The 12,282-nt window shown below is 61.4% G+C and carries 13 protein-coding genes; 2 read left to right on the top strand and 11 right to left on the bottom strand.

What is annotated here, in order from left to right:
* Positions 1-43: 43 nt before the first annotated feature.
* The 8 genes from AC07XF_RS13745 to AC07XF_RS13710 all read right to left on the bottom strand — a co-directional run bounded on the left by AC07XF_RS13745 (position 44) and on the right by AC07XF_RS13710 (position 8,127).
* Positions 44-1,051: a septal ring lytic transglycosylase RlpA family protein gene (locus AC07XF_RS13745; RefSeq protein ID WP_007990611.1), complete on the bottom strand. Its 1,008-nt coding sequence runs from the start codon at positions 1,049-1,051 to the stop codon at positions 44-46.
* Positions 1,051-2,061 (bottom strand): lytic murein transglycosylase B, encoded by a 1,011-nt coding sequence (mltB, locus tag AC07XF_RS13740; RefSeq protein ID WP_495026915.1) that lies wholly within the window; start codon positions 2,059-2,061, stop codon positions 1,051-1,053. Before mltB ends, AC07XF_RS13745 begins: the two co-directional genes overlap by 1 nt.
* Positions 2,062-2,078: 17 nt before the next feature.
* Positions 2,079-3,182, bottom strand: a complete 1,104-nt coding sequence (rodA, locus tag AC07XF_RS13735) for a rod shape-determining protein RodA (RefSeq protein ID WP_050548075.1) — start codon at positions 3,180-3,182, stop codon at positions 2,079-2,081.
* A 31-nt stretch (positions 3,183-3,213) separates the two neighbouring features.
* Complete coding sequence (gene mrdA, locus AC07XF_RS13730; protein ID WP_495026914.1) at positions 3,214-5,109, bottom strand: penicillin-binding protein 2; 1,896 nt, start codon at positions 5,107-5,109, stop codon at positions 3,214-3,216.
* A gap of 12 nt (positions 5,110-5,121) precedes the next feature.
* Positions 5,122-5,589 (bottom strand): 23S rRNA (pseudouridine(1915)-N(3))-methyltransferase RlmH, encoded by a 468-nt coding sequence (gene rlmH, locus AC07XF_RS13725; RefSeq protein ID WP_003185785.1) that lies wholly within the window; start codon positions 5,587-5,589, stop codon positions 5,122-5,124.
* 9 nt (positions 5,590-5,598) lie between these two features.
* Positions 5,599-6,093 carry a ribosome silencing factor gene (gene rsfS, locus AC07XF_RS13720; RefSeq protein WP_007975896.1) on the bottom strand — a complete coding sequence of 165 codons (495 nt, stop codon included), beginning with the start codon at positions 6,091-6,093 and terminating at the stop codon, positions 5,599-5,601.
* Between the two features lie 71 nt (positions 6,094-6,164).
* Positions 6,165-6,854: a nicotinate-nucleotide adenylyltransferase gene (nadD, locus tag AC07XF_RS13715; RefSeq protein WP_007990602.1), complete on the bottom strand. Its 690-nt coding sequence runs from the start codon at positions 6,852-6,854 to the stop codon at positions 6,165-6,167.
* 1 nt (position 6,855) lies between these two features.
* Positions 6,856-8,127, bottom strand: coding sequence for a glutamate-5-semialdehyde dehydrogenase (locus tag AC07XF_RS13710; protein WP_495026913.1), 1,272 nt, complete (start codon positions 8,125-8,127; stop codon positions 6,856-6,858).
* Between the two features lie 189 nt (positions 8,128-8,316).
* On the opposite strand from AC07XF_RS13710, the gene AC07XF_RS13705 reads away from it, so the two are divergent.
* Together AC07XF_RS13705 and AC07XF_RS13700 are read left to right on the top strand one after the other, a co-directional pair.
* Positions 8,317-9,015: a DNA-3-methyladenine glycosylase gene (locus AC07XF_RS13705; protein WP_495026912.1), complete on the top strand. Its 699-nt coding sequence runs from the start codon at positions 8,317-8,319 to the stop codon at positions 9,013-9,015.
* 174 nt (positions 9,016-9,189) lie between these two features.
* Positions 9,190-10,506, top strand: coding sequence for a bifunctional DedA family/phosphatase PAP2 family protein (locus AC07XF_RS13700; RefSeq protein WP_495026911.1), 1,317 nt, complete (start codon positions 9,190-9,192; stop codon positions 10,504-10,506).
* Between the two features lie 12 nt (positions 10,507-10,518).
* Here AC07XF_RS13700 and AC07XF_RS13695 read toward each other — a convergent pair whose 3' ends face one another.
* Genes AC07XF_RS13695 through AC07XF_RS13685 form a run of 3 tightly spaced genes read right to left on the bottom strand, consistent with a single transcriptional unit; the run spans position 10,519 to position 12,195 of the window.
* Positions 10,519-11,109 (bottom strand): LON peptidase substrate-binding domain-containing protein, encoded by a 591-nt coding sequence (locus AC07XF_RS13695; RefSeq protein WP_007990594.1) that lies wholly within the window; start codon positions 11,107-11,109, stop codon positions 10,519-10,521.
* Positions 11,110-11,119: 10 nt separating this feature from the next.
* The gene (locus tag AC07XF_RS13690; protein ID WP_495026910.1) at positions 11,120-11,836 is read right to left on the bottom strand and encodes an LrgB family protein; all 717 of its coding nucleotides are present in this window, start codon (positions 11,834-11,836) and stop codon (positions 11,120-11,122) included.
* Entirely contained in the window at positions 11,833-12,195 is a 363-nt protein-coding gene (locus AC07XF_RS13685) for a CidA/LrgA family protein (RefSeq protein WP_150726950.1), read from the bottom strand. The genes AC07XF_RS13690 and AC07XF_RS13685 overlap by 4 nt, the downstream gene beginning before the upstream one ends.
* Between the last annotated feature and the right edge of the window lie 87 nt (positions 12,196-12,282).

Below are 12,282 nucleotides of genomic sequence, written 5' to 3'. Positions count from 1 at the left end.
CCCCCAATCGCTGGTGAATCGTCAATCAAGTTCTACGTGTTGCTTATTCCGTGACCACACTTGGCGAACCAAGATTGGCCAGACGCACACTGTTCTGCACCTGCTGGATTTCACCCGGCGATCCAATCGGGCCCAGGCGAACCCGATGCAGGGTCTGCTGATTGCGCACGATCGAGCTGATGAACACCGGAGCGCTCACCATCCCGCTGAGCTTCGATCTCAGGAGTTCTGCAGCGTCCGGGTTGGCGAACGCGCCCACCTGCAGATACTGGCCAGAGGCTGGTACAGAAGCGTTTTTTTTTGCATCAAGCTGCACCGGCACCACCGCGGCGGCGTGTTGCTGCGGCGGCGGCGTCCATTGCTCGACGGTGCCGGCCGAAGCCGTGATCACCGGGGCGCTATTCTGCGCGACTTGCGGCTCGTTGAGCATCAAAGGCGCCGGACGGCCTTTCGCTGCCCACCATTGCTGCGGGTCGATGCCTTCGACCTTGACCCGCGCGGTGCCGGTTTCGGCATAGCCGAGTTTCTTGGCGGCGGCGTAGGACAAGTCGATGATCCGGTCCGAGTAGAACGGCCCGCGGTCGTTGACTCGCAGGATCACGCTCTTGTTGTTGTCCAGGTTGGTCACCCGAACGTAACTCGGCAGTGGCAATGTCTTGTGCGCGGCACTCATGCCGTACAGGTCATACACTTCGCCGTTGGCGGTGTTCTGGCCATGGAACTTGGTGCCGTACCAGGACGCCGTACCCGACTGCACGTAGGTCTTGGATTCTTGCAACGGGAAGTAAGTCTTGCCGAGCACCGTGTACGGGTTGGCCTTGTACGGGCCGGTGTGCAGGGTCGGCGTGGCGTCCGGGATGCGCGACACATCGACGTCCCACCATGGCGCGCCATCCTTGTGGGCGCGGTTGATGTCCAGCCCCGGCGCCGAGCGCACGGCGGTGGATGATTTCTGCGCCGGCGCGCGGCTGGTCGAACAACTGGCGACCAGCACTGCCAACGCGGCGAATGCCAGCAGCTTCAGGGGTTTACTCATAGGCAATGCCCGCATTACTTGACGCCCCGTGCTTGGACCAGCTGTTCAGACAGTTGATGTACGGCCATGGCGTACATCACGCTGCGGTTATAACGCGTGATCGCGTAAAAGTTCTTCAGGCCCATCCAGTATTCGGGGCCATTGTCGCCTTCCAGGCGGAATGCGGTAACCGGCATATCATCGCGCAGCGCATCATGACTTGACCACCCCAGGGCTCGCAACTCCCCGACGGTTTTCGTCGGCTCGATTCCAGTGGTCAAACCTTCGTCGACCTGCTCGCCACGGACATCGGCGCGGCTGACCACCGGTTCGCCGGCGACCCAGCCATGACGCTTGAAGTAACTGGCGACACTGCCAATGGCATCGTCCGGGTTGGTCCAGATGTTGATATGACCATCACCGTCGAAATCCACCGCATAGGCGCGGAAGCTGCTCGGCATGAATTGCGGCAATCCCATTGCGCCGGCGTAGGAGCCTTTGAGCGTCAACGGATCGACCTGCTCTTCGCGGGCCAGCAGCAGGAACTCACGCAACTCCTTGCGGAAAAACTCGGCACGGGGAGGATAGTCGAAACCCAGGGTCGACAAGGCATCGATCACCCGGAAATTTCCGGTATTACGGCCGAAAAAGGTTTCAACGCCAATGATCGAGACAATCACCTGGGCCGGCACGCCGTATTCCTGCTCGGCACGGGCCAACACCGCCTCGTGCTGACGCCAGAAGTCCACACCCCGGGCGATGCGCGCATCGGTGATGAACATCGGGCGATATTCGCTCCACTGCTTGACCCGCTCGGCGGGTTTCGAGATGGCGTCCAGAATCGACTGCTTGCGTTCGGCTTCGCGGAACACACCCATCAATTGTTCACCGGCGAAACCGTAGTCGCGGGTCATTTCACCGACGAATTCGGCCACCTGGGGTGAGCCTTCGTAGTCGCCTGCCAACGCTTCCTGCACGGTGCCAAGGATGCTTACCAGGCCGACCCATGGCGCGTATCGAGTCGCCCAGCCACGCATTACTTGCATTGAAAATTTCACCTTATTCAAACTTGCGCGATCCACTTGCGATGGGTATGGATCGACATCAAAACCCCAAACGCTGACAGCAGCGTCACCAGCGAAGTTCCTCCGTAGCTAATGAACGGCAACGGCACCCCCACCACCGGCAACAGGCCACTGACCATACCGATGTTGACGAAAACATAAACAAAAAACGTCATGGTCAGGCTGCCCGCGAGCAACTTGCCGAACAATGTCTGTGCCTGGGCGGTAATCACCAGGCCGCGGCCGATCAACAGCAGGTAAATCAGCAACAGCGCGCAGATCCCGACCAGGCCGAACTCTTCACCCATTACGGCAATGATGAAGTCGGTATGGCTTTCCGGCAGGAAGTCCAGGTGCGACTGGGTGCCCAGCAACCAGCCCTTGCCGAACACACCGCCGGAGCCGATGGCGGCCTTGGACTGGATGATGTTCCAACCGGTACCGAGCGGATCGCTCTCCGGGTCGAGGAACGTCAGGATTCGCTGCTTCTGGTAGTCGTGCATGATGAAAAACCACATGGCAACTGCCACGGGCACGGCGGCGGCCAGCACGCTGAGGATCCAGCGCCAGCGCAAGCCACCCATGAACAGCACGAAAGCGCCGCCGGCCAGGATCAGCAGCGAAGTGCCCAGGTCCGGTTGCCGCACGATGAGAATGAACGGGATGCCGATCAGCATCAGACTGATGCCGACATGCTTGAGCTGCGGCGGCAAGGTGCGCTTGGACAGGTACCAGGCGATGGTTGCCGGCATCAGGATCTTCATGAATTCCGAAGGCTGGAAGCGAATCACGCCGGGAATATTGATCCAGCGCGTGGCGCCCATGGCGTTGTGGCCCATGACATCCACCACGACCAGCAAGAGCACGCCAATCACATAGCCGATCGGCACCCAGCGGGCCATGAAGCGCGGTTCGAACTGAGCGATGACGATCATCGACACCAGACCGATGCCGAACGAGGTGGCCTGCTTCGCCAGCAAGTCCCAGCTCTTGCCACTGGCCGAATACAGCACGAACAGGCTGCCGGCGGCGAGGGTCAGCAGCAGGATCAGCAGCGGGCCATCGATGTGCAAGCGTTGCAGCAACGTCGCACGGCGACGCATCACATCCTCGCTGGAGAGCATGCGATCAAAGTTATTCATCACGGGCGGTAGCCTCTGCACTGATAGGGCTGGCGTATTCGGGCTTCAACCGACCGTCCTGGTCCAGGAGCCAGGCATCCATGACTTGACGCACCACCGGCGCGGCGACGCCGGAACCGGACTCGCCGTTCTCGACCATCACCGACACGACGATTTTCGGGTCGTCGGCCGGCGCAAAGCCAACGAACAAGGCGTGGTCACGGTGACGTTCCTGGACCTTGGAACGGTCGTACTTCTCGCCCTGCTTGATCGCGACCACCTGGGCCGTACCGCTCTTGCCGGCAATCCGGTATTGCGCACCGATCGAGGCCTTGCGCGCCGTACCGCGGGCACCGTGCATGACCTGCTGCATGCCGTGGTTGACCTTGGTCCAGTCAGACGGATCACGCAGGATGATGTCCGGCATCGGGTTCTGATCCACCGGTTTCTCGCCTTCGATGGTCTTGGCCAGGTGTGGACGGTTCCAGATGCCTTTGTTGGCCACCAGCGCGGTGGCCTGAGCCAGCTGCAGGGGGGTCGACTGCATGTAGCCCTGACCGATCCCGAGAATCAGCGTTTCGCCCGGGAACCATGCCTGGCGGCGGGTCGCGCGCTTCCATTCGCGGGTCGGCATCAAACCCGGCGACTCCTCGAACATGTCCAGGGACACCTTCTGACCGATACCGAACTTGGACAGGTACGACGACAACCGATCGATCCCCAGCTTGTGGGCCAAGTCATAGAAGTAGGTGTCGTTGGAACGCATGATCGCCGTATCGAGGTCGACAAAGCCGTCGCCGGTACGGTTCCAGTTACGGTATTTGTGATCGTAGTTGGGCAGCATGTAGTAACCGGGGTCGAACACTCGGGTCGACGCTGTCACCACGCCGGAATCCAGGCCGGCAATCGCAACCGCCGGCTTGATGGTCGAGCCCGGCGGGTACAGGCCGCGCAGCACGCGGTTGAACAGCGGCCGGTCGATGGAATCGCGCAGCTCGGAATAGGCCTTGGAGCTGATGCCGGTGACGAACAGGTTCGGGTCGAAACTCGGCTGGCTGACCATCGCCAGCACCTCGCCGGTTTTCGGGTCCAGGGCCACCACCGCACCACGACGACCACCGAGCGCGGCTTCGGCGGCTTCCTGCAATTTGATGTCCAGGCTCAGGACGATGTCCTTGCCGGAAATCGGTTCGGTACGCTTGAGCACCCGCAATACACGGCCCCGAGCGTTGGTTTCGACTTCCTCGTAACCCACCTGACCGTGCAGCTCCGGCTCGTAGAAGCGCTCGATGCCGGTTTTGCCGATTTGATGGGTGCCGCTGTAACTGACCGGGTCCAGAGACTTGAGCTCTTTCTCGTTGATCCGCCCCATGTACCCCACCGAGTGCGCAAAATGCGCGCCCTGCGGATAGTGACGCACCAGTTGCGCGACCACTTCCACCCCTGGCAGGCGGAACTGGTTCACGGCGATCCGGGCGATCTGCTCTTCGGTCAGCTCGAACAGGATCGGCACCGGCTCGAACGGCCGGCGCCCCTGACGCATGCGCTTCTCGAAAATCACCCGATCCTCGGGCGTCAGCTCCAGCACTTCGACGATCACGTCGAGCACCTGCTGCCAGTCGCCGGAACGCTCGCGGGTCATGCTCAGGCTGAAGCTCGGCCGGTTGTCGGCAATCACCACGCCGTTACGGTCGAAGATCAAGCCGCGAGTCGGCGGAATCGGCTGCACATGGACGCGGTTGTTTTCCGACAGGGTCGAGTGGTACTCGTATTGGATAACCTGCAGGAAATACAGGCGCGCGATCAGCACGCCGATCAACGTCACGACCGCAATAGCCCCGAACACGACGCGGCCACGCACCAGACGGGCGTCTTTTTCGTGGTCCTTGATGCGGATCGGCTGGGTCATGAGAGCGCAGAACTACTTGTGGTAAGGGTGACCGGACAGCACGGTCCAGGCACGGTACAACTGTTCGCCGATCAGAATCCGCACCAGCGGGTGCGGCAAGGTCAGCGGCGACAACGACCAGCGCTGGTCAGCCCGGGCACAGACTTCCGGCGCCAGCCCTTCGGGGCCGCCGACCATGAAGTTGACCGTACGCGAGTCCAGCCGCCAGCGATCGAGCTCGACCGCCAGTTGCTCGGTGCTCCAGGGCTTGCCATGGACTTCGAGAGTGACAATCCGCTCGTTCGGCCCGACCTTGGCCAGCATGGCTTCGCCTTCCTGACGGATGAAGCGGGCCACGTCGGCGTTCTTGCCACGGGTATTGAGCGGTATTTCCACCAGTTCCAGCGCCAGCTCGGACGGAAGACGCTTGGCATATTCATGCCAGCCTTCTTCCACCCATTTGGGCATGCGTGAACCGACGGCGATCAGTCGCAGTCGCACAGCGGTCCCTTATTCCTGGTCTTTGTTGAGCTTGTTGAAGTGCTCGTGACCAACTTCAGGGCTGTGGTGCTTGCCATCGGCCGCACGGCTCTGCTCGGCACCTTTCCACAGGCGCTCCAGGTCGTAGAACTGACGGGCGTTGGAAGTCATCATGTGGACGATCACGTCGTCCATGTCCAACAGCACCCAGTCGCTGTCACCCTTGCCTTCTTCACCCAGCGGTTTGATGCCCAGGGCCTTGACCGCTTCGCGGACCTTGTCCAGCATCGCGCCGATCTGGCGGTTGGAGGTACCGGTGGCGATGATCATGTAGTCAGTGATGCTCTGCTTGTCGCGAACATCAATCACCAGCACGTCCTGGGCCTTGACGTCTTCCAGGGCCGCTACGGCGATCTTGACCAGCTCGTCGCCTTTAGGCGGCTCGGCGGCGAGGACCTTTTCCGGCAGCGGGGCACTCTTGAATGTGCCTTTGCGTTTTACTTTGCTTTCGTTGTTGCTCGTCATATAAAACTCGTTTTGCTCGTAGTTCGGGGCTTCGATACACGTTGTTGCCACGTGCCTTGAAGCACTCCTATTCAGTTCGACGCACGGTAGAGTCCGTGCGCATCGATGTAGGCCAGGACCGCGTCGGGCACCAGGAAACGTACCGACTTACCGCTGGCCAGCAGTTGACGGATCTGGGTGGCGGATACCGCGAGCGGTGTCTGCCAGACGAATGCAATCTGTCCGCTCGGCCCTTTGAGGGCCAGCGGGTCGCTCACCGAGCGCGCTGCCAGCAGGTTGCGCAAGGCATCCGGCGGTTCGCTGTCGGCATCCGGGCGTTGCAACACCAGGATATGGCAATGCTGGAGCAACTCTTCCCAGCGGTGCCAAGTGGGCAGGCCGCAAAAAGCGTCCCAGCCCAAAAGCAGAAAAACCTGGTCGGATACGGCCAGTTCGGCGCGCATCAGTTCCAGGGTATCAATGGTGTAGGACGGTTTGTTCCGCTGCAATTCGCGGGCATCCACCACCAACGGCGCCACACCGGCCACCGCGCACTCGACCATCGCCAGACGGTCTTTGGCCGACACCTGCGGCGTATCCCGATGGGGCGGCCTGGCACTGGGTGTCAGACGCAGCTCATCGAGCGCCAGTGTTTCGGCGACTTCCAGCGCACCGCGCAAATGGCCGATGTGCACCGGGTCAAACGTTCCGCCCAGCACGCCAATGCGGCGAGGGGCTGGCTCGCTGGCAGTGACCGGGGCTGACGGGTCGAAGTCGCCCAAGTCAGGCCGGCTCCTGTCCGCGCAACTGCCCGTCGCCGACCACGATGTACTTCTCGCAGGTCAGTCCTTCGAGGCCCACCGGGCCGCGGGCGTGCAGCTTATCAGTAGAAATGCCGATCTCGGCACCCAATCCGTATTCGAAGCCATCGGCGAAGCATGTCGGGGTATTGATCATCACCGACGAGGAGTCGACTTCAGCCACGAAACGCCGGGTGTCGCCCTGGTGTTCGCTGACAATCGAATCGGTGTGATGGGAACCGTAATGATTGATGTGCTCGATGGCCTGGTCCAGTCCGTCGACCACCCGGATCGACAAGATCGGCGCCAGGTATTCGGTGCTCCAGTCTTCTTCGGTAGCGGCCACGGCATCGATGATTGCCCGGGTACGCTCGCAACCGCGCAGTTCGACGCCTTTTTCGCGGAACTGTGCTGCCATCGCCGGCAGGAAATCCCTGGCAACGGCTTGATCCACCAACAGCGTTTCCATGGCACCGCAGATGCCATAACGGTAAGTCTTGGCGTTGAACGCGATGCGCTGGGCCTTGGCCAGATCGGCATGTTCACTCACGTAAACGTGGCAGATGCCGTCCAGGTGCTTGATCACCGGGACGCGGGCGTCACGGCTGACACGTTCGATCAGGCCACGGCCACCGCGCGGCACGATGACATCGACGTATTCAGGCATGGTGATCAGCGCGCCGACGGCCGCGCGATCCGTGGTTTCGACCACTTGCACCACGGCAGCCGGCAGACCGGCCTCGGCCAGGCCACGCTGAATGCAGGCCGCGATGGCTCGATTGGAATGAATGGCCTCGGAACCGCCACGCAGAATGGTTGCGTTACCGGACTTCAGGCACAGGCTCGCGGCATCGATGGTCACATTCGGCCGCGACTCGTAGATGATTCCGATCACGCCCAATGGCACGCGCATCTTGCCAACCTGGATACCGGACGGGCGGAAGCTCATGTCGCGAATCGCGCCAACCGGGTCCGGCAACGCTGCAACCTGACGCAGGCCGACGATCATGCCGTCGATACGCGCCGGTGTCAGCGCCAGCCGTTCAAGCAGCGCTGGCTCAAGGCCACTAGCGCGACCGGCGGCCAAATCCAGTTCATTGGCCGCCGTCAGCTCGGCGCGGGCAGCATCCAGCGCATTGGCGGCAGCCTGCAGGGCGCGGTTTTTCTGCGCCGTGCTGGCGCGGCCGATCACGCGGGAAGCTTCGCGGGCAGCGCAACCCAAGCGGGTCATGTAATCAAGAACGGACTCAGTCATGGTCTGGCGTGGTCTTTGATAAGGTCTTGGTAAAGAGTAAAGCGGCAGATTATAGCTGTCGTGCCTCCCGACTAACAGCGGTGACGGGCGGATGGTCGAAATCGAGGGGTATTTGCCGACGTTCAGCCGGGATTAAGCTGCAAATTGTTATCATCACGACTCATTCAGCCCTGACAAACGCCGGTCATCATGTCCAATCTGACTGTTCGAGCGTCCGTTGCGAGCCTGCCCAAGGGCCTCCCGGACGCGTTTTTCGACCGCGACGCACAAATTCTGGCCCGGGATTTACTGGGCAAAGTCATTCGCCACCGGGTCGGCGACCTGTGGCTCAGCGCCCGGATCATCGAAACCGAAGCCTATTACTGCGCAGAAAAAGGCAGCCACGCCTCCCTCGGTTACACAGAAAAACGTAAGGCTTTGTTTCTGGATGGCGGCCACATCTATATGTATTACGCCCGGGGCGGCGATTCCCTGAACTTCAGCGCCCAAGGGCCCGGCAACGCCGTGCTGATCAAGTCCGCCTATCCGTGGGTCGATGAATTGAGCGGGCCGGCCAGCCTGGCGCAGATGCTATTGAACAATCCCGATGCCCAGGGTCACCCTCGCCCGTCACAAAAGCTCTGCGCCGGGCAAACCCTGCTCTGCAAGGCAATGGGCCTGAAAGTGCCGATGTGGGACGCCAAACGCTTCGACCATGAGGTGCTGCTGGTGGAAGACGTCGGCCAGACGCCCGCCCACATCATCCAGACCACGCGCCTGGGCATCCCCCACGGGCGCGACGAGCATTTGATGTACCGCTTCGTCGACGGCGCCTACGCGGCTTATTGCACGCGGAACCCGCTACGACGGGGCCAGGTCGAAGGTCGCGATTATTTTTTGCTGACTTGAAAATGGATTGATCCATTGTGGGAGCGGGCTTGCTCGCGAAAGTGGCGTGTCAGGCAGCATAAATGTTGGCTGGAAGGCCGCCTTCGCGAGCAAGCCCGCTCCCACAGGGGTTGGTGGTGTTTTGAAGATTGCGTTCGTTCAGCAGGATCAATTGAATTCAATGGAGTGGTTTGTATGGGCCAATGGCTCGATAACGTAACCGGTTGGTTGACGGTCAACCCGCAATGGCTGGCAGCGGCAATATTTCTGGTGGCCTTTGTGGAATGCCTGGCGATTGCCGGGTTGATCGTCCCCGGCACGGTTTTACTGTTCACCGTTGCGGTGCTTGCCGGTAGTGGTGCGTTGCCGCTGAGTGAAACCTTGCTGCTGGGCTTCCTCGCCGGTGTGTTGGGTGACGTGGTTTCGTATTTCCTTGGACGGCATTTTCATCAGAACATCCGGCGCCTGCCCGGTTTGCGCCATCACCCGGAATGGATCGCCGGGGCCGAGGCCTATTTCCAGCGCTATGGCATCGCCAGCCTGCTGGTCGGCCGCTTTATCGGACCGTTGCGGCCAATGCTGCCAATGGTCGCCGGCATGTGCGACATGCCTTTCCCGCGGTTCATCGCCGTCAGCCTGCTGGCCGGTGCGGGGTGGTCGGTGGCCTATCTGTTGCCTGGCTGGGCCACCGGCGCGGCGATTCGTTTGCCGCTACCCGAAGGTTTCTGGCCTCAGGCCGGAATCGTTGTCGGCAGCATTGCCGTGATGGTGGGGCTGAGCGCCACCAGTAGCCTGCGCCAGCATCGCCGGGCCACAGCGCTGATTGCCGGCATGAGCTGTCTGATTCTGGTGGCGCTGTTTATCGGTTTTCCGCACCTGAGCGCCCTCGATCAAGGGGTGATGACGCTGGTGCAAGAACATCGCAGCCCGATGCTCGATGAGGTCGCGGTGGTCTTCACGCTGATCGGCGAATTCCGCAACATGCTGCTGTTCAGCGCGCTGTTGACTGCTTTGCTGCTGCTGATGCGCCAATGGCGCCCCGCGTTGTTTGCCGCAAGCACCCTGCTCTGCACTGCCTTGGCGAATACCGCGACCAAACAGTTCTTTGCCCGCATGCGCCCCGAAGTGCTGAGCGATCCGCTGACCAGCTACAGCATGCCCAGTGGTCATGCATCGGGTTCTTTTGCGCTGTTCCTGACGCTCGCCGTACTGGCCGGCCGTGGACAGCCGCCACGGATGCGCCTGACCTGGTTGCTGGTGGCCTGTTTGCCGGCCATGGCGATTGCCTTGTCGCGGGTGTACCTCGGCGCGCACTGGCCGACCGATGTCATGGCCGGCGCGATGCTGGCGGCGTGTGTCTGTGCAGCCAGCCTGTGGCTGGTTCAGCGCAAGGAGCCGCTCAACGCCCTGCCACCCAGGGTCTGGTGGCTGGTGTTGCCTGCACTGATGGCATTGTTCGGCTTCTTCGTATTGCGGCATTTGCCGCACACGATGTTGCGGTATGCGTATTAGCAAAAACGCTCGTCAGGCAAACAACTCTCCCTGCAACTCATCCAGCAACGCCTGTATGGCATCCAGTCGTTGCTGCGGATCATCGAGTTGCAGCAGGTCAATCTTGTCCAGTTCGGCAAATGGCAACAGGTACGCCAACTGATTGGCCAGTGACTGTTGCCCGGTCGCTTCGGTGCCCATGTTCAAGGCTTCGACCATCGGGTGCTCGGCCAACGCCTTGAGCAACGCCACCAGATCGGCGTCCTCGTCCTGCAGCGGTTGCTCCGGCTCGTCTTCCAGCCACTCGACCTCAGCCAAGGTCAACTGATCGCGCTGCACTTCGGTACGCAAAATATGAAAGCGCCGACCGCCCTGCACCCGAATCCCCAGCAGACCGTTGTCCTGCTGCTTGAAATCGGTGATCAGCGCCTCGCACCCGACCAGGGCGTAACCGGCGGGGGCGATCCCGACTTCTTCGCCATCGAGAATGCACACCACGCCAAAACCGCCGCCCTGTTTCATGCAGCGACCGATCATGTCCAGGTAACGCGCCTCGAAAATCTGCAAGTCGAGGATGCAACCTGGAAACAGCACTGTGTTGAGCGGAAAAAGCGGCAGACTCATAGACATTTCCTTACACCACCATCGACACCGCCAACGGCAGCAACACCGCCGTGGCCACGCCCATCAGACTCATCGCCAGCGCCGCAAAGGCGCCGCACTCTTCATTTTCCTGCATCGCCACCGCCGTGCCGACCGCATGGGCGGTCATGCCCAACGCCATGCCGCGCGCTTCGGGACTGTGGACGCCGAGACGGGTCAACAGGCTTGGGCCGAAGATCGCGCCGATCACACCGGTAATCAAGACGAACACCGCTGCCAGCGCCGCGACGCCACCGATTTGCTCAGCCACCAGCATGGCGATCGGCGAGGTCACCGACTTCGGCGCCATGGTCATCAGGATCATGTGCTCGGCACCGAACGACCAGCCCAGCAGCACACCCATGCCCGTGGCCACCACGCCACCTATCACCAGCGTAGTAAATATCGGCCAGAACAACTGCCGAATCCGTCGCAGGTTGAGATAGAGCGGCACCGCCAGGGCGACAGTGGCCGGGCCGAGCAGGATGCTGAGAATCTCGGTGCTCTTGCGGTACTCGGCGTAGGTCAGGCCGCAGCCCACCAGCACGCCGATCACCAGCAACATGGAGACCAGCACCGGCTGCAAAAAGATCCAGCGGGTTTTCTCGAACGCCGCCAGCACAAGCTGGTAGGCGCCGAGGGTAATGCCGATGCCGAACAATGGATGGTGAGTCACTGACGCCCAGGCGCCGTGCCAGTCGAAGATCATTGGCCGTCCTCTGGCTGAGCGTGACGCTTGACCATGCGCTGCATCAGCACCCCGGCGAAGGCCATCGAAAGCAGCAGCGACAATACCAGCGCACCAACGATGGCCCAGAAGTCCGCCGCGATATCAGCGGCATAGACCATCACGCCCACGGCCGGCGGCACCAGCAATAGCGGCAGGTACCGCAACAGGCTGCTGGCCGCCAGGTTCAGCGGCTCGCCGACCTGCCCCCGGCAGATGAGGTACACCAGCAATAGCAGCAAACCCACAATCGGCCCCGGCAGCACCGGCAAAAACAAATGATTGATCGCAGTGCCGAGCAATTGGAACAACACCAGCCACGTCAGGCCCCGTAACAACATTGTTGATCTCCCGCAAAAATCCGTCATCCGCATAGGCCGGGCATTATAAGCATGCTCGCGCTATAGATCGGCATTCGCCAAAAGCAT

Source organism: Pseudomonas sp. GW821-FHT01C01 (assembly GCF_059422645.1).
The sequence above is the reverse complement of the archived record's forward strand: the minus strand, read 5'-3'. Positions and strand labels throughout refer to the sequence as shown.